This is a genomic window from Paenibacillus sp. FSL P4-0338 (genome assembly GCF_038002365.1).
Lineage (GTDB): Bacteria > Bacillota > Bacilli > Paenibacillales > Paenibacillaceae > Paenibacillus_AQ.
This window is the reverse complement of sequence record NZ_JBBOCG010000001.1, coordinates 2,478,779-2,495,059: the sequence shown is the minus strand read 5'-3', so window position 1 is coordinate 2,495,059 and position 16,281 is coordinate 2,478,779. Positions and strand designations below refer to the sequence as shown.

Below are 16,281 nucleotides of genomic sequence, written 5' to 3'. Positions count from 1 at the left end.
AGCAGGCTGTCCGTTAAAGGATAGCCTGCTTTTGAATTTGCGGAGTCCATAGATTCCAGGGATAGGACCGGGGAGGCAGGGAGAGCAGCTCCACTTCCTCTTTGGTCACCGGATGCGGGAACCGGGTGAGAGCGGACCATAAGGCAATCTGCTGTCCCGGTCTGTTCACGGCCGCGCCGTACTTCTGATCTCCATAGAGCGGACAGCCAATGTTGCTGAGCTGAACGCGGATCTGGTGGGAGCGGCCGGTCAGCAGGTCAATCCTCACCAGAGAATAGCCTTCTGCGGTACCGATCACGGTATAATCAAGGATGGCTTGCTTGCCGCCCGGCGTCCCCTCCCGGACAGCCTGGACGGTATTGCTCTTAGGGTCCTTCAGCAGCGTATGCTCCAGCCGGCCCTCTGCGCCCGGAAGCTGACCATGCACCACTGTCAGATACACCTTCTGGAAGGCATGGGTGCGGACACTCGCAGATAGCCGGGAGGCTGCCTTCGAGGTCTTGGCGAAGATCATCGCCCCGCCTACAGGCCGGTCAAGCCGGTGAACCAGTCCCATGAAGACGTTGCCCGGCTTCGCGTAGCGTTCCTTCACATCTTCCTTCAGCAGGGTCAGGAGATCCGGGTCGCCTGTAGCATCCTCCTGAACGGGAATGTTGACCGGCTTAACAATGCCTAGCAGATGGTTGTCCTCATAGAGAATCTCGAACCGGGAGGGGCTGCTGCCGGACTCTCCTGCTGTACCGTTATTCGTTCCGGTCATGGCTTACGCCTCCCAGCGGCCCAGAATTCCGCAAGGCAGATTCATGCCGGAGGCTGTAATCGGCAAGCCGATCTCACCGGAATTCAGCTTGCCGCCATAGCGCTTACCCATGGTCATCGACAGCATGTTGCGCAGTACGGTTGGCGAGATACCGGTCGTGTAGGAGTTAATCAGCATGAATAACGGACGGTCGCTCATTATCTCCATGCAGCTCTCCAGGAAGGGATAGAGACTGGATTCGAGCTTCCACATTTCTCCGCCCGGCCCTCTTCCGTAGGACGGAGGGTCCATAATAATAGCATCGTATTTGCTGCCGCGGCGCTGTTCGCGCTGGACGAATTTGAATACATCATCGGTAATGAAGCGGAGCGGCTTGTCAGCAAGACCGGACAGGGCTACATTCTCCTTGGCCCATTGCACCATTCCTTTGGCCGCATCAACATGCACGACGGAGGCTCCGGCACTTGCTGCCGCAACAGTGGCTCCGCCGGTATATGCGAACAGGTTGAGGACGGAGATCGGGCGGTTAGCCGCTGCGATCTTGTCCATCATCCAGCGCCAGTTGGCCGCCTGCTCCGGGAACAGCCCGGTGTGCTTGAAGTTCGTCGGGCGGAGGTTAAACTTCAGCTTGCCGTAGCTGATTTTCCAGTCCTCCGGTATCGTCTTCTTCATCTCCCACTGTCCGCCTCCGGCGGAGCTGCGGTGATAATGTCCGTGCACATCCCGCCATTTGGCGCTCTCGCTGGCCAGCGGCCAGATGATCTGCGGGTCCGGCCGGCGCAGGATAATATCGCCCCAGCGTTCGAGCTTCTCCCCGCCCCCGGTATCGATCACTTCATAGTCTTTCCAATCACTGGCTATATACATTATTAATCCATCCTTCAAAAAGTCATTTAGCCTTTATTGTACAACATTTAAGCCCGCAGCTACAAACAAAATGGTTGCAAAGCTGCGACTATTCCCAGTGTAGCCAACAAGCAGCAGGCGTATAATATTACCAGGAAATGCAGGACAGATCCGTTTACAAGATAATCATTCGATAAGCAGAGCGCTTATTCCATCGAAAAGCTGGCGTTCTGGCGCTTCGTACAGGGATTGTGTATGATCTGAATACAAGGTTACAGCAAGGGAAGGAGGCTGCACTCAGTTGTATAATCTTTCGGCGCTGTATCATCCGATTACAGCCAATCCGGCCGGGGGCGGCGAGTATCTGCCGGGCAGGCTGCTTCAGCCGTATATCCGCTGCTTCTGGGGATCAGGAGCACAGCCCCCGCCGCCGCAGCGGACGGAGACCGTTATACCTGACAGTTGCATGGATATTATATGGGAATGGGATGAGCGGACAGGGGAGTCGGGCGGTATTTTTTGCGGGATTAATGACAGTCCGTTCGAGACAGGACAAGCAGCACAGCCTATGTCGGCGCAGCGTTTCGCTATCCGGTTTCATTTCTGGGCCGTTCATCTCTTCGCAGACGAGCCGCTGACAGAGGTACTGAATGTGCATGTTCCGGTAGAGCATTATTTCCGGACCTTCCGTAAGGAACTGGGAGACAGGCTCCAGCATATCCGTACAATGACTGAGCGCATTGCTGCTGCTGAAGTCTTCCTTCTGCGTAGACTGGAACGGGGAAATCGGAGCAGTGACGGGATGATGAACGCGGTTCATAGGCTGCTTACTTCACGCGGGATCATGACGGCAGGGGCACTGGAGAGCAGCTCGGGCTTAAGCAGCCGCCAGCTTGAACGGCTGTTCCGGCAGCATATCGGTCTTCCGCCCAAAAAAGTGGCCGATCTGATCCGCTTCCAGAATGTCTGGCTGGATCTGTACCGTTCTGAGCAGACCCAAGGTGTAATGCAGGATCTAGTGTTCACCTACGGGTACAGCCATCAGTCGCATTTGATCAACAACTTCAAGAAATTCGCAGGCAAGACCCCGCTGGATGCGCTGAGCCATGCCCGGAGCTGATGTCGTTTTTTTGCAATACAAGCCATGCAGGCAGAAGTACAATGAGCATAGAACGGCTGACACCAGCCCGATCACATCACAAGCAATGAAGGGAAGGATATCATTATGATCACAACATTTGACGGCATCAATCTGTACAGTAAAGACCCCGCAGCTCTGGTAGCATTCTACTCGGAGGTACTCGGCATTCCTGTTCCATTCGAGGGCTATGGAGAAGCTGGCGGGGCCAAAATTGCGATAGACGCCAGCCAGCCCGGCATCATTATATGGAACGCTGACAAGTGGGAGAACCTTACTACCGGAACCGTTAATTTGGTATTCTCCTGCGGGAGTCTGGATGAAACGTACGAGCAGCTGAAGGCGAAAGGACTGGATTGCCAGCCTCCGGCAACCATGGAGTACGGCGGTAAAGAGATGAATTTCCGTGATCCCGACGGCAACGCAATTACCTTGCTGGAAGGCGGGTATTAATCGTTCCACACTTCATATGACAAAAGCAATAATGAGCAGCGTCAGCTCCGGGCAGCAGTTATGTCCTGAGCTGGCGCTGTTTGTGTTGTGCGGGAAGGATGACCAGGATAAGAGCAGAAGCGCTTTTTAATTGTTGACAATGATAATCATTATCAAATAGAATGAGATTAGCACAGCGTGAAGTAAGCAAGACGAGGTTGGCTTAGGAGACCGGATATAGAGAATAATTTCATTTGTACCTTGGGAGGATTAAAGTCATGGCTAAAGTGCTAGTGGCATATGCCAGCTTAACTGGCAATACGGAGGAAATCGCTGAACTGATCGTGGAAGGAATACGCGCGGCAGGCGGAGAGGCGGTACTGAAATCGGTCACCGACTGTAATGCGGATGAGATAAAAGCTTATGAGGCTGTACTGCTGGGAGCATACACATGGGGAGACGGCGAGCTGCCGGATGAATTCCTGGATTTCTATGAAGAGCTGGATGGGCTTGATCTTAGCGCCTGTAAGGCGGCGGCCTTCGGAAGCGGAGATACCGGGTACGAGATCTACTGCGGAGCGGTGGATCAGATTGAAGAGAAGCTGAAGGAGCGCGGAGCCGAGATTGTGCAGCCCAGCCTGAAGATTGAATACGGTCCGAATGCAGCGGAGAAAGAGGCTTGCCGCACCTACGGGCGCCAGTTCATCGAGACCTGCGCGGCGGTCTCTTAAGGATGGGCGCGGCGGCAGGAGACTTCACAGGAACGAAGCCGGATACTGAAGCTGGCCGGTATAGACGCCTGAATGATTACCGCATGGAGCACATCATGCTGGGCGGGGCCGAGGTGGCCGGCAGCGGAGCTCCTGCTACCGGCCTTCCCCGCTGGAGACAGCAGGTTCAATATGCAGTCGGACATACGCTTAATGACTTCTACAGTCTCCGGCCCGAGGTGCGCCGGGAGACGCCGGTCCAGTTTCTGCTGGAGCGCCGCTGGCCGCCGAAGGGCAACGATTTTCCTTCCCTAATGCATTACTGGGATGTCAAGCAGGCAGTGGCCGATGAGTTGATGCGGATAGTCACGGGCAGTTTCGCCCGGGAGATTCCGGTGATGCGTTTCGAGCAGTGGCATGTTCCTGTCCGGGAGCTTGAGATTGAGCTGGCGGTGATTTTTCAGCTGGCCTGGAATTCGGAGCTTACGGGACGCAGTCTGAATATCCAGAAATTCATGGTACACGCTGACCAGCAGGTGATTACCGGATTTCTGCATATGGCGAATGTATTCTGCCATAAGGCTTACGGGAAGCCGGCGGAGACGATCGCCATCTACTCGCTGCTGGATGGCCGCAGGCAGCTGTATGACGGGGCAGACATGCCCCTGCAGGAATCGCTGGATTATGTGCGCTTGCTGTCTGTCTTCCTGGAGCGGGAAGAGCAGGCAGCAGGCTGCGTGAAATGCAGCAACCGCCGCAGTGACCGGGATGAAGCCCAGGTGCGGGGCTATGGACTGATGTAGAAGCAGACGCTGAAATGAAGACGACACAAAAAGCATCTCCTTCCGGGTCATTTGACCGTGAGGGGATGCTTTTTGCTTGTTTAGGAATTGTATGCGAAAAACAGCATACATTGTGCTCATACGCAGGCGCACGAATCCAATGTATGCTTTATGCTTATTGAAACTCCTTGCCAAGCTAGCTGTTCAATGGAAAGGTGTAATAATCCTGCTGGTTAAGCACGACGAATCCGCAGCTCTCATAGAGCTTCAGCGCATTCGGGTTATCCAGCGCAACCTCCAGATTCACTCCGTTATAATTCCGCTGCTCCCGCTCGATGGTCTGCTGGAGGGCACTCCGGCCGATGCCGAGACCGCGCAGCTTTTTGTCCACCACAAATCCGTAGATCCAGGTCTCGTTGTCCTCGGACCACAGGCGCATTTTCCCGGCGGGCTGGCCGCTTAGCTCAATGATAATGTGCTCCTGTGAGCCTTCCTGTTCATTTAGCTCATACATTTCAGCGGCGTCCTCTTCGGTCATCTGGAATCCGTCGCAGTCGAAGGCGATGAGCAGAGGCGTCTCCTCAGGGCGAGCAGGCCGGAGCAGCACATTGCCGGAGGCTGAACTGACCTCTGAGGCTCTGACTTTGCTGCCCTTACCCTCCCATTTCATCTGAAACTCCGAATGGCTGAGGGCAACCGGCAAGGTCTTCAGATAGGCATTGCCTGAAGCCGAAGCCGCAGGGGTGTTCAGCAGCAGTGTCTTCATTTTGTCCTGCCGGATGATGGTCTCTGCCTGCTTCCAGAGGGAGCTGAAGATCCCCCGGCGGCGGTAGCCCGGCCGGACCATGCCGCAGACCTCCATATCACCGCTGATCCCGTACAGGCCGATGAATCCGGTCAGCACATCATTGTCATAGGTCACCAGGTATTGCGCACCGCCTGCTTCTCCGGGATGCCGAAGCATGTCCCAGTTCAGCTTCAAGGCAATGCCCTCATATTGCTCGCAGCGCCGCTGCAGCTCTTCAATCTGTGTCAGTGTATCTGTATTCGTCAAACGATCTTCCTCCTATTTGAGCACATCCTTGTATTCCGTGTGCTTCTCGAATTGATGGGCCGCATACGGGCACACCGGTGCAATCTTGACATTCTGCTCACGGGCCAGGTCTACAACCGCCCGAACAAGCTTCTCTCCCGCACCCTGGCCGCGCAGATCTTCGGAGACAAAGGTATGATCAATCACCAAATTCCCTGTGTTCTCTTCGGTTCTGTATGTAATCTCGGCCAGGTCTTTTCCGTCACCAGCGATATAGAAACGTCCTTCTCCCTTAGCAATCAGTTCCATGTATCTTCACTCCATTCAGGATATAGTGCTTTTATTTTACTACCCTGTGCTGCAAAAAGCGAGAAAGGAGAAGAGCGGCACCGGAGGCCATTTTTAGTCTGTTATTTAGCATAATCATTTTTAAATATGGATTGGATTTGAAAAATACCCTATTTTGACTTGTTTATTTCCCGGTGCTATACTGATTCCATAGCAGGCAAATATGGTTAATAAGAGACTGATTAGACATAAGGGCTAATTGGTCTTGTTTTTTATTGCAGCTATGCTGACACTACTTGGCGTACGCCGCCCCCGGGCGATTTGCCCGGCTTTACGAACGAAGGGCGTAGCGCTCAAAAAACTATTAGGAGGAAATATCATGAATACCACAGTACGCTTGACTGAAAGATCCGGATCGAATTCTTCCCAGCGCAGTAAAGGTTTTGTACCGGTTGTAGTATACGGTGCAGGTTCAGATACCCAGTCCTTCTCAGCAGATGCCAAAACACTTAATGATATTCTCGGCAAAAACCCGCGTGCCATCCTGAAGGTCGAATTCCCGGGCTCCGGCTCGAAGAATGCAGTTATTCAGGAAGTGCAGCGCCAGCCGTTATCCCGTACACTGCTTCATGTAGATTTGCAGCAGATTGATATGAAGGCGGAGCTGGATACCAAGGTAGCCTTCAACTTCACCGGTGACCCTGCCGGCGTCAAGAGCGGCGGCGTGCAGCAGATCGAGCTGTATGAGCTGGACATCCGTACCCTGCCGGACAAGCTGGAAGCTTCCTTTGATGTAGACATTAGCAGCCTGGAGATCGGTGATCAATTGCTGGTATCCGATCTGCCGAAGCATGAAGGCTGGGAGATTCTTACCCCTGAAGATACGTTGATTGTACGGATCTCGCCTCCGCTCGTGATGGAAGAGCCGGCTGATGAAGCTGCTGCCGCTCCAGCCGAGGGAGCAGCCGAAGCTGAGAAGTCTGAAGAATAAGACTTTTCTGGCTGCAGCCATCGAATCGCTATAAGCAGAGCACTCCGCAGATAGCCTGAGATAACGGCTGTATGGAGAGTCATAGTCTTTGATCAACCAGGAGCAGACATATCCTTAGCAGGGAATGGTCTGCTCCTTTTTGCAGAACGCGATCTGGTACATCCTGGAATTACATATGAGAGAGTAGGAGAGTGCATTCATGAATCCTAATATAATCAAGCTGGTAAGCGGCTCCAATGCGAAGCTGGACGAGGCTTCCACCCAGGCAACCGTGAAGATATCCTGCAGCAGTTCTCCGGCTATTCTGGATATCAGCTGCTTCATGGTGGGCGAGAACGGGAAGGTACCGTCCGATGATTTCTTTATCTTTTATAATCAGCCGGCTGACCCCAAGCACACGGTCGTATTCAATTCTATTGATAAATACAGCGGGGAGTTCGCAATTGATCTAAGTGCGCTTAGCGCCTCGGGCATCGATAAATGTGTCTTCGCGGCTACGCTGGACGGCCCCGGAACCTTCGCCGATGTCAGAGGTTGCAGGATCAGCGCGGCAGGGAAGGACACGGAGCTGGTGTATGAGATTGTGGAAGGCAATGCCGAGACCTCGCTCGTGCTGGCAGAGCTGTACCGCCACGGCGGGGGCTTCAAGCTGCGCGCGGTCGGACGGGGCTTCCATGGCGGACTGAAGCCGCTGGCGGAAGCGCACGGGGTTGAGGTAGAAGACGAGGCGCCGGATAACGGCAGCGGAGCAGAGGCTGGGCCGGTATCAGGCCATACCGAAGCAGCGGCTACATACAGCGGACCCCCTAAGGATGCAGTCCAGGAGGAGGCTCCCCGGCCAGCACTGAATTTGACGAAGATTGATCTTCTGAAGCAGCAGGTTGGAATTTCACTGCGCAAGAAGAATCTTGACCAGGAGAAGGCAAGGGTGGCCGTGGTGTTCGATGCATCTGGCTCTATGGCGCAATTATATGCGAAGGGAGTCGTGCAGCGGGCTTTTGAACGGGTGCTGGCTGTGGCGGCTAAGATGGATGATGACGGGATGCTGGATGTCTGGTTCTTCGCCACCAAGAGTAAGAGAATGCCGAGCGTGAATGAACACGGCTATGAGGATTATGTGAAGCGGACCTATCCGGGACCGAAGATGTTCGGGGGACTGGGCATCGGGAACAACGAGCCGGTGGTTATGGCGGATCTGATCAAGAAATATACGAAGGAGGAGCCGGGCGACCTGCCGGTCTATGTGGTGTTCTTCAGCGACGGGGGCATCTATGAGACGCCCAAAATATCGAAGCTGCTGATCCAGAGCTCGAAGCATAATATCTTCTGGCAGTTTGTAGGGCTGGGCAATGCGGATTATGGCGTACTCCGTGAGCTTGATGATCTGCAGGGCCGTTATGTGGATAATGCCGACTTCTTCGCGCTGGATGATCTGGACGAGGTGAGCGATGAGGACCTGTATGACCGGCTGTTCAACGAGTACCCGAAATGGCTGCGGGAAGCGCGGCAGAAGGGCGTTGTGCGTTCTTAGAATGGAGTATAGAGGGCAGATCCGAAGCCGGGGAAGGGCTGGGGTCTGCCCTGTTTTTTGAAAATATAAGTATTTATATGTTTCACACGATAAGTTATCCTTCTATTTCTCGCTGAAACGGTACCGTCCTTTAAAAGGACGGCTATGCCGTTTCTACTTGTGCATGAGTGGAGAGGAGAAGCCGCCTTTGAACAGGAGGGGGCAGTTTCAGGCTGCTTGTTAGTTTACAACGTAACAGTGTTATGTTACGATAGATGCAAGGAGTGGTGATATGGAAGAGGATTTAATCTCCAAAAAAGAGCTGCTCGATGAGACGGGAATCTCTTACGGGCAATTGTACCGCTGGAAGCGGAAGCAGCTGATTCCTGAGGAATGGTTCATCCGCAAATCTACCTTTACGGGACAGGAAACCTTTTTTCCGCGTGCGCGGATTTTGGGGCGGGTGCAGCATATTTTACAAAAGAAGGATGATCTCTCCCTGGATGAATTGGCAGATAAGCTGTCAGAGCCGGCATCCCCGTACAGAATAAGGTTAACCGTATCCCAGCTAAAAGAACGTAACATTGTTACGGTTAGCAGTCTGGAGCGGTTCGGTAGACCGGAGGCTGAGGATTTACCGTTGACCTTCGAGCAGATTCTGAATGTATTCGCGGCAGATGGTCTGCTCAGCAAGGGGGAGCTAAGCTGGGAGGAAGCAGACCGGCTCTATCAGACGCTGGAGAGTCATGCGCCGGGATACGGGGAGAAGGGGTGGGAGCTGTTTTTTGTGCGGAAGATGGGGGTTAGCTTCTTCATTATGGCATTGCCGGGCGCGGGGTTGGCCTTCGATGAGGGGGTACGGGTGGTGAGCAGGCTTCGTTCTGCCGATCTGGCGGAACTACTGAATGGGCGCTTGAGTGAAGGCGGCTTATAGAGCAAGGAATAGTAAACTAGAGGAGGCTGGACCATGGAGAAGAGTGAACTGCCGGATCTGGTGATGGATGGGGTCAACACAGCCGCCGGGGGCAGATATCACAGCGTGAATATCAACGGCGTCAGTAAAATTAACGGAGCGCTCCACGCACATACCTATAGCTGCGACGGCGTGATGATACAGAAGGGCGACCTCACGGCCGATGAGCTGGAGATGAACGGAACCCTCAATCTGAAGGGCAATCTGCAGGTTGGTGAAATGAAGCTGAATGGAGTGGTGAATGCAGAGGGTAGTCTGCGGGGAGAGCGCTGTGTAATGGACGGGATGCTGAAGCTGAAGGGCGATTGTGAACTGGAGGAGCTGACCGGTGAAGGGGTATTCACGGTGGGGGGCCTGCTCAGTGCGGGCCGGATTGAGTTCGGGCTACAGGGGCAGTCTGAGGCGGGGGAGATTGGCGTAGAGAGCCTGGTGATCCGCAAAAAAGGCAATGCAGCCTGGGGCAGACTATTAGGCGGGATGATTCCTAAGCTCAAAATCGGGCTGCGGGCCAAGCTCATCGAGGGCGATACGCTAGATCTGGAATACGCGAGTGCAGATGTAGTTAGAGGCGGGACGGTTATTATCGGAGAGGGCTGCTCGATTGGCCGGGTGGAGTATAGATCGGGACTGACTGTACATCCCGGTGCCCAGGTGGGAGAGGAGGAGAAGATCGGTGAATGAAGCGGTAGAACGTCATGATCTGAAGATACTTGGGACTTCGAGCTCTGTCGGCGGAGTTTTTAAGGATGTGAAGGTGACGGGAGAATGTACCTTTGGCGGAGATGTGGATTGCCATAAGCTGGCGCAGACAGGAGAGGTTGCGATTAAGGGCAATCTTCGGGCGCAGGATATCAAAATCACCGGAGAGTGTGAGGCCAAGGGCAGGGTGGACGCAGCCAGCCTGCGCGGACAAGGAGAGCTTACGGCAGGCGGCGGGCTGCGGATTGAGGATATCAAGCTGACCGGCGGGATTATAGTTACGGGCGATTGTGAAGCAGAGCAGGTGCAGCTTACCGGAATCCTGGAGGTCAGCGGACTGCTCAATGCGGAGAAGCTCGACCTGACGTTGTTCGGCCCCTGTAGAGCGGATACGGTCGGCGGCGGCAGGATCTCGATCAAGCGCAGCCGTTCCGGCGCGTTGCTCAGACCCGGGAAGAAGCTGAGCTTCACGGCCCGGCTGATCGAAGGGGATCAGATTGAGCTTCAGCATACACAGGCGCAGACTGTCCGGGGCGGAAGTATTGTGATCGGCCCCGGCTGCGAGATTGAGACGGTGGAGTACCGGGAGGTGCTGGAGGTTCATAAGAGCTCAATAGTACGGAACACGGTGAAAATGTAGCGTTAATCCTGCCGGGCGGCCTTGAACCGCAGCACGGTTCGCAGCTTCTCCGGGCTGGCACGTCGGGCATCCGAGATATAGATTTCGCGGTGCAGGAGAGACTCCCGCAGCAGTCCCTGGGCAGCGCAGAACTGCTCCATTCTGGTAAAGCTGTGCGGTTCATCATCATAGGAGCCGATATGCGTCATTTGTACACTGAGGCCGTCTTCGCAGCGGGCGAAGACAGCCTTGTCCAGCAGCGGATGCGGCTTACTGCGCTTGACCTGCTCCAGCACTTCTGCGGCAAGCAGAGGGGTCAGGAAATCCGGCTGGCGGATCATTAAGGTGTATACCAGCTCGTTCTTATCAAGAACGGCTAAGCGGCGTCCGGCTTCGCTGAGATCCCATACCCCTTCCAGCGGGAAGACGGTGTAGTCGTAGTAGCCTTCGGGTACGGGGCCTTTTTTCGGCAGCATTTTGACTGCGTAGGATAAGGAATACAGCACAGCGACTGCTTCCGCGAATGCGCTGCCGTTGGGATTACCTTCACCCTGCAGGGTGAAATAAGGGAAGGCGGGTACCTGAATCAGTCCCGGTTCGGCAGGAGGCAGGTATAGGGCTTTGTCTTGTTTTCTCCATTCGAACTTCATATGGGTCACCTCATTCATAGGATTGTGCTGCATTTAGCATATCATGCGAACCGGACAGGTGTATGTCAGGTTGGAGGCTGGAGGGGCAGTAGTACATAGAAAGTATTTATTCGAGGAGGGTTTATATTGAGCGGAACGATGGAATGCGTGGTTGCTGCGAAGGCGGCACTCGGAGAAGGTCCTCATTGGGATCACAGGAAGGGCAGATTGTATTGGATGGATGTTGACAGCAATGAATTACATCTCTATGACCCTGGCAAGGGTACAGATGATATTCATTCCTTTGAGCGAAAGGTAAGTGCAGCCGTACCGGCGGAGCGAGGCGGCTGGATTCTGACGATGGAGGACGGGATCTACAGATAAATGGAGCATCAGCCTGTGGAGCTGCTGGCAGTGGTGGAGTCCGGAATTCCCGGGAACCGGCTGAATGATGCCAAATGCGACAGCCGTGGACGGTTGTGGTTCGGCTCGATGAACAGAAGGTTTGCGGGAAGAGACGGCAGCCTGTATGTAATGGAATCCGCTGGTAAGGTCCGACAGGTGTTGACTGGAATCGGCATCTCCAACGGCTTGGCCTGGAACGACAGCTTAGGGGTCATGTATTACATTGACACGTTGACCAAGGGGATCGATGTGATGGATTATTCGCTGGCAGACGGCTCGGTAAGCGGGCGCCGGACGATCATCCAGTTGGCGGAAGGCGAAGGCTGGCCGGATGGAATGACGATCGACAGTGAAGGCATGCTCTGGGTCGCCCACTGGCGCGGGGGCTGTATCTCGCGGTGGAATCCCCATACAGGCGAGCAACTGGAGAGAATTGAGGTTCCGTCGCATTACGTAACCTCCTGCACATTCGGCGGCGAGAATCTGGACGAGCTGTACATCACTACAGCATGCGGATACATGAGTGCAGAAGAGCTTGAACGCTGGCCGCAGGCGGGCGGATTGTTCCGGTTCAAGCCGGGAGTGAGGGGCCGTGAGGCTAATCGGGCGGCTTTTTAGGGAGGACAGCGGGAGAGAAGTCGGGCGGGTAGTCTTGCCTAGTACCTAATAGCAGAAGTGGAGTTGTTTCTACGGCGGATATTCTGCCTGTGAGCAGCTCTTTTTATGTTCCGCCTTTTTATTTTCAGAATAAACAAAATATGGTATTGTATCTATATATTGAAACGCTTCCACGAAGAGCGGTGAGAAAAGCGGAACCCAGTATCAATCATTATTCCTATCAAAAGCAAGGAGGACTTCGATGATTAAGGCTGTTGTCGTAGATGATGAGCGTCTGGTGCGCAGGGGTTTCATCTCACTGCTGGATTGGCCGTCCCTCGGGGTGGTGATTACCGGAGAGGCCGGGGACGGGCAAGCAGCGCTGGAGCTGCTGCGCGAGCAGGAGACAGATCTGCTGTTCGTGGATCTGTCGATGCCGGGTATGACCGGGTTCGAGCTGATCCGAGAGGTGAGGCTGCGGTATCCCGCGATACGCTGCGTAGTGCTGACCTGCCATCATGAATTCGATGAGGTGCAGGAGGCGCTGCGGCTGGGAGCGGTGGATTACATTGTCAAGACGCTGCTGGAGCCGGAGAATGCCGATGAAATCATCCGCAGACTGGTGGAGCGGATCAGGTGGGAGGACGGGAACAAAAGCACCCCTGCAAAGGCAGAGCATAGGGTGATCGCTGAGGACAAGGCGCTGCTCTATGTGCCGCTTACGGCGGAACTAAAGGAAGAGCAGCTGTATGCGCTGTCTCTGGTGAGAAATTCCACACTACATGCTATGCAGGGGATGTGGCTGTCTCCGCTGCCGTATCCTGTGGATGCAGCGCGGATCGGAGGAGAGGTGGGAGCGGTGCTTGGGACAAGCTGGACAGCGGCGCTGCTGGAGGGGGTGCGCGGTCAGCCGCTGAAGAGAATCGCTGCGGTGCTGGAACAGTCGGCCCGTCAGGCGCTGTTCTATGCTGCGGGCGGCCAGGCGGTCCCGAGGCTGCACTATGGTGAACTGCAGGCGCTGGCCGTGCGGCAACGGCCGGAGACGGGCGGCCCTTCCGCGCTGGGACAGGCGCAGAATCTCCGCTGGACGCTGGAGCGGAGAGAATGGGACCTGTTCCTCAGCGGGGTTGCGATGCAGCAGCCGGACCCTGAGGCAGTGGCGGACTTTGGCCAGGAGCTGCTGCGGAGCTGGAGCCGGCTGCTGCTTACAGCGGAGGAAGCGCAGCAGCTTGCGCTGGCGGCAGAGTGCAACCGGCACTGGCGGCACTGGCAAGTCTGGCTGAATCAGTTCGCGGGGCATGTCCAGCGCCGGATGATTGAGCTGGGCCTGAGCCAAGAGGTGATGCTCTGCCTGATCACCGCTGTGCGTTATATGAGGAGCCATGCCGGGGATAAAATCAATCAAGGCGATGTTGCCGCTGCCATCCATATGAGCCGCGGCTATTTCAGCCGGTGCTTCGCCCGCTTTGCCGGTGAGACTTTCGGGGAGTGCCTGCGGCGCATGCGGCTGGAGCTGGCGAAAGCGCTGCTGCTGGAGACCCCTGTCCCGGTGTGTGAAATTGCCTGCCGGTCCGGCTTCGGAGATGAGCGTTATTTCAGCAAGCTGTTCCGGGAGCATGTCGGCAAGCTGCCGAGTGAATACCGCGCTGAGGGCAGGCTTCAAGATGCACGCTTCGCAGCTGAACCCGGGGACAGCAAGGACAGCCTGATTTTCTCCACTTAATTAATACACTCAACCCTGCCCGTTCAGCCGGTCTGAGTTGCGGGTGACCTTGCGGAGCAGATCTAACAGCACATCCAGCTCACTCTCGGTGAGATCCATGGACAGCTCGCGGTTGAAATCGTCCAGCAGCGCCTGGAAGACAGGGGCGAAGTCGAGCGCCTGGGGAGTTGGATACAGCAGGAAGGAGCGGCGGTCATTCGGGTCCGTCCGGCGTTCGATATATCCCGAGGCCTCCAACAGCTTGACGGAGCGGGTAGTTGTCGCTTTATCGCATTTAATCCGGCTGGTCATCTGATCCTGGGTGATCCCTGGATGACTCAACACCAGCTTCAAGAAGCTATGCTGGCCACCGCTGCCGATTCCGTAGGGAAGCAGCTCCTTGGCCAGTATTTTTTGGTTCTGACGGTGGAGATGGGAGATCAGCTTCCCGATGGGTTCTCTGATCGGTTCACTGTTTGGTTCTCTGTTTGGTTCAATGACCGGTTCTTTATTTGAAGTCACAATGGACACCTCGCTGAGGATTATAACGGTAGCCTGCCTAAGAAAACCGTATGCCTCAGATCTTACCGTAATTTTGTTGCGTACGCAACTAATTTGCAGTACACTGTGTAGGATTAGTTTGTTGCGTGTGCAACTATATTACATTGGATACAAGAGGTGTTATAGGATGAGCAGCTTAGAGGCGACCTATCAGGAGGATGCCGGGATACAGAAGAAGCGCTGGCTGATTCTGATCGTTCTTAATTTGTTTACTTTTATGTCTACACTGGATGGAAGTATTGTGAATATTGCGCTGCCGGTGCTGGTGAAGGAGCTGGGGCTGCCGGTAGCCCAGGTGGAGTGGGTGACAACCGGATATCTGATGGCGATCTGTTCAGTGATTCTGTTCTTCGGGAAGCTGGGCGACATCGCCGGCAAAATCAAGATGTTCAAGCTGGGCATGGTCGTCTTCACCCTCGGCTCGCTGCTCTGCGGATTAAGTCACAACTTGCCGTTACTCATTGCTTCGCGTGTAGTGCAGGCGGTCGGCGCTTCGATGACCATGGCGAACAGCCAGGGCATTGTTACGGATATTTTCCCGTCAACGGAACGCGGCAAGGCTCTCGGCTTGATTGGAACCTTCGTGTCCCTCGGCAGTATAGCGGGGCCCAGCCTGGGCGGAATTATCGTATCATCGATGGGCTGGGAGTATATTTTCTGGGTGAATGTGCCGATTGGAATTCTGGCGATTGCGCTGGGCTGGAAGGTGCTGCCGAAGGATCTGGTACGTGTGAAGTCAGGGATTGATGTTCCCGGCAGCCTGCTGTTTGCCGTCTTCATTGTTTCTCTGTTCGCAGGACTACTGCTCGGCCAGCAGCTTGGATACGGGGATACGCGGATTCTTGCCGCACTCACCGCTGCGGTAATTACCTTCATCGTCTTCCTGATCGTGGAGCAGCGCAGTGCTCAGCCGCTGCTTCAACTTACCCTGTTCAAGAATCCCTTGTTTTCATTGAGCATATTCTGTGCCTTTCTGGTGTTCGTCTCGAACTTCTGCTTCAATATTATCGCACCGTTCTATGCGCAGAATATGCTGAACATGTCTCCCTTCGATGCAGGGTTCCTGCTTATGCTGTACCCGATCTGTATGGTGATAGTTGCTCCGTTAAGCGGGGCGTTGTCCGACAAAATCGGTTCGGAGCTGCTCACCTTCGCAGGGCTGATCGTGATGGTGGTAGCCCAGTTCGGGCTGGCCCGGCTGCATGAGGGCAGCCCGGTTATGCTGGTCGGCGTCTGGATTGCTATGCTCGGCATCGGCAGCGGGATGTTCGGCTCACCGAACAATTCGCTGATTATGTCCACAGTGCCGCGAACACAGCTGGGCTCGGCAGGCAGCGTGAATTCGCTGGTCCGTAATGTGGGGATGGTTGTCGGAATTACCGCAGCCACTTCGATCCTGTTCAATGTAATGAGCAGTAAGGCCGGCTACCGGGTAACCGGGCTGGTGGAAGGACATCCGGAGCTGTTTCTCTCGGGGATGCATGTAGTCTTCCTGACTTCGTCCGGAATCTGCCTGTTATCGGCGCTGCTTACCGGTTGGCGGCTATTCTCTTCGAGAAGGGCTAAGAACCTGAGCGTATAGAGTGTATACAAGAGCAGGGCTGCG

17 protein-coding genes and 1 pseudogene are annotated in these 16,281 nt (G+C 54.9%); 12 read left to right on the top strand and 6 right to left on the bottom strand.

All coding sequences use genetic code 11. The features are described from left to right. Positions 1-13: 13 nt before the first annotated feature. Both MKZ07_RS11055 and MKZ07_RS11050 read right to left on the bottom strand, forming a co-directional pair. Positions 14-760, bottom strand: a complete 747-nt coding sequence (locus MKZ07_RS11055) for an RluA family pseudouridine synthase (RefSeq protein WP_036700760.1) — start codon at positions 758-760, stop codon at positions 14-16. Between the two features lie 3 nt (positions 761-763). Continuing rightward, positions 764-1,627: a class I SAM-dependent methyltransferase gene (locus tag MKZ07_RS11050; RefSeq protein ID WP_036700763.1), complete on the bottom strand. Its 864-nt coding sequence runs from the start codon at positions 1,625-1,627 to the stop codon at positions 764-766. 280 nt (positions 1,628-1,907) lie between these two features. On the opposite strand from MKZ07_RS11050, the gene MKZ07_RS11045 reads away from it, so the two are divergent. The 4 genes from MKZ07_RS11045 (at position 1,908) to MKZ07_RS11030 (ending at position 4,689) form a co-directional block, all read left to right on the top strand. Beyond that, positions 1,908-2,726 carry a helix-turn-helix domain-containing protein gene (locus MKZ07_RS11045; RefSeq protein ID WP_036700765.1) on the top strand — a complete coding sequence of 273 codons (819 nt, stop codon included), beginning with the start codon at positions 1,908-1,910 and terminating at the stop codon, positions 2,724-2,726. 105 nt (positions 2,727-2,831) lie between these two features. Beyond that, positions 2,832-3,197 carry a VOC family protein gene (locus tag MKZ07_RS11040; protein WP_036700766.1) on the top strand — a complete coding sequence of 122 codons (366 nt, stop codon included), beginning with the start codon at positions 2,832-2,834 and terminating at the stop codon, positions 3,195-3,197. A gap of 257 nt (positions 3,198-3,454) precedes the next feature. Beyond that, positions 3,455-3,907 (top strand): flavodoxin, encoded by a 453-nt coding sequence (locus tag MKZ07_RS11035; protein WP_036700768.1) that lies wholly within the window; start codon positions 3,455-3,457, stop codon positions 3,905-3,907. After that, positions 3,856-4,689 (top strand): hypothetical protein, encoded by an 834-nt coding sequence (locus tag MKZ07_RS11030; RefSeq protein ID WP_156949738.1) that lies wholly within the window; start codon positions 3,856-3,858, stop codon positions 4,687-4,689. Before MKZ07_RS11035 ends, MKZ07_RS11030 begins: the two co-directional genes overlap by 52 nt. 175 nt (positions 4,690-4,864) lie before the next feature. Here the strand turns inward: MKZ07_RS11030 and MKZ07_RS11025 are convergent, their stop codons facing one another. Then, positions 4,865-5,722, bottom strand: a complete 858-nt coding sequence (locus MKZ07_RS11025; protein WP_036700770.1) for a GNAT family N-acetyltransferase — start codon at positions 5,720-5,722, stop codon at positions 4,865-4,867. A gap of 12 nt (positions 5,723-5,734) precedes the next feature. Next, the gene (locus MKZ07_RS11020) at positions 5,735-6,010 is read right to left on the bottom strand and encodes a GNAT family N-acetyltransferase (protein WP_036700773.1); all 276 of its coding nucleotides are present in this window, start codon (positions 6,008-6,010) and stop codon (positions 5,735-5,737) included. A gap of 358 nt (positions 6,011-6,368) precedes the next feature. Here MKZ07_RS11020 and MKZ07_RS11015 point away from each other — a divergent pair, with 358 nt between their 5' ends. The 5 genes from MKZ07_RS11015 to MKZ07_RS10995 all read left to right on the top strand — a co-directional run bounded on the left by MKZ07_RS11015 (position 6,369) and on the right by MKZ07_RS10995 (position 10,802). After that, positions 6,369-6,980: a 50S ribosomal protein L25 gene (locus MKZ07_RS11015; protein ID WP_036700774.1), complete on the top strand. Its 612-nt coding sequence runs from the start codon at positions 6,369-6,371 to the stop codon at positions 6,978-6,980. 199 nt (positions 6,981-7,179) lie between these two features. Beyond that, positions 7,180-8,511: a vWA domain-containing protein gene (locus MKZ07_RS11010; protein ID WP_036700776.1), complete on the top strand. Its 1,332-nt coding sequence runs from the start codon at positions 7,180-7,182 to the stop codon at positions 8,509-8,511. A 271-nt stretch (positions 8,512-8,782) separates the two neighbouring features. Then, positions 8,783-9,424 (top strand): DUF4004 family protein, encoded by a 642-nt coding sequence (locus MKZ07_RS11005; protein WP_036700777.1) that lies wholly within the window; start codon positions 8,783-8,785, stop codon positions 9,422-9,424. A gap of 33 nt (positions 9,425-9,457) precedes the next feature. After that, the gene (locus MKZ07_RS11000) at positions 9,458-10,144 is read left to right on the top strand and encodes a hypothetical protein (protein WP_341025820.1); all 687 of its coding nucleotides are present in this window, start codon (positions 9,458-9,460) and stop codon (positions 10,142-10,144) included. Next, positions 10,137-10,802 (top strand): hypothetical protein, encoded by a 666-nt coding sequence (locus MKZ07_RS10995; protein ID WP_341025818.1) that lies wholly within the window; start codon positions 10,137-10,139, stop codon positions 10,800-10,802. Before MKZ07_RS11000 ends, MKZ07_RS10995 begins: the two co-directional genes overlap by 8 nt. A gap of 2 nt (positions 10,803-10,804) precedes the next feature. Here the strand turns inward: MKZ07_RS10995 and MKZ07_RS10990 are convergent, their stop codons facing one another. Next, the gene (locus MKZ07_RS10990) at positions 10,805-11,431 is read right to left on the bottom strand and encodes a GyrI-like domain-containing protein (protein ID WP_341025816.1); all 627 of its coding nucleotides are present in this window, start codon (positions 11,429-11,431) and stop codon (positions 10,805-10,807) included. A gap of 138 nt (positions 11,432-11,569) precedes the next feature. Between MKZ07_RS10990 and MKZ07_RS10985 the strand changes: the two are divergent. Beyond that, positions 11,570-12,433 (top strand): annotated as a pseudogene (locus MKZ07_RS10985) (SMP-30/gluconolactonase/LRE family protein). Positions 12,434-12,674: 241 nt separating this feature from the next. Further along, on the top strand, positions 12,675-14,135 hold the full coding sequence (locus MKZ07_RS10980; protein ID WP_341025814.1) for a response regulator transcription factor: 1,461 nt from the start codon (positions 12,675-12,677) through the stop codon (positions 14,133-14,135). A 9-nt stretch (positions 14,136-14,144) separates the two neighbouring features. Here the strand turns inward: MKZ07_RS10980 and MKZ07_RS10975 are convergent, their stop codons facing one another. Further along, on the bottom strand, positions 14,145-14,636 hold the full coding sequence (locus MKZ07_RS10975; protein WP_235218567.1) for a MarR family winged helix-turn-helix transcriptional regulator: 492 nt from the start codon (positions 14,634-14,636) through the stop codon (positions 14,145-14,147). A gap of 166 nt (positions 14,637-14,802) precedes the next feature. Between MKZ07_RS10975 and MKZ07_RS10970 the strand changes: the two genes are divergently transcribed. Beyond that, complete coding sequence (locus MKZ07_RS10970) at positions 14,803-16,257, top strand: MFS transporter (RefSeq protein WP_076156772.1); 1,455 nt, start codon at positions 14,803-14,805, stop codon at positions 16,255-16,257. The last annotated feature ends 24 nt before the right edge of the window (positions 16,258-16,281 follow it).

Bases quoted from the DNA above. Each gene is read 5' to 3' on its own strand.
- MKZ07_RS11035 (WP_036700768.1), top strand. From the start codon at position 3,455: ATGGCTAAAGTGCTAGTGGCATATGCCAGCTTAACTGGCAATACGGAG.
- MKZ07_RS11055 (WP_036700760.1), bottom strand. From the start codon at position 760: ATGACCGGAACGAATAACGGTACAGCAGGAGAGTCCGGCAGCAGCCCC.
- MKZ07_RS11015 (WP_036700774.1), top strand. From the start codon at position 6,369: ATGAATACCACAGTACGCTTGACTGAAAGATCCGGATCGAATTCTTCC.
- MKZ07_RS11000 (WP_341025820.1), top strand. From the start codon at position 9,458: ATGGAGAAGAGTGAACTGCCGGATCTGGTGATGGATGGGGTCAACACA.
- MKZ07_RS11050 (WP_036700763.1), bottom strand. From the start codon at position 1,627: ATGTATATAGCCAGTGATTGGAAAGACTATGAAGTGATCGATACCGGG.
- MKZ07_RS10970 (WP_076156772.1), top strand. From the start codon at position 14,803: ATGAGCAGCTTAGAGGCGACCTATCAGGAGGATGCCGGGATACAGAAG.
- MKZ07_RS11020 (WP_036700773.1), bottom strand. From the start codon at position 6,010: ATGGAACTGATTGCTAAGGGAGAAGGACGTTTCTATATCGCTGGTGAC.
- MKZ07_RS10980 (WP_341025814.1), top strand. From the start codon at position 12,675: ATGATTAAGGCTGTTGTCGTAGATGATGAGCGTCTGGTGCGCAGGGGT.
- MKZ07_RS11005 (WP_036700777.1), top strand. From the start codon at position 8,783: ATGGAAGAGGATTTAATCTCCAAAAAAGAGCTGCTCGATGAGACGGGA.
- MKZ07_RS10990 (WP_341025816.1), bottom strand. From the start codon at position 11,431: ATGAAGTTCGAATGGAGAAAACAAGACAAAGCCCTATACCTGCCTCCT.
- MKZ07_RS11010 (WP_036700776.1), top strand. From the start codon at position 7,180: ATGAATCCTAATATAATCAAGCTGGTAAGCGGCTCCAATGCGAAGCTG.
- MKZ07_RS11040 (WP_036700766.1), top strand. From the start codon at position 2,832: ATGATCACAACATTTGACGGCATCAATCTGTACAGTAAAGACCCCGCA.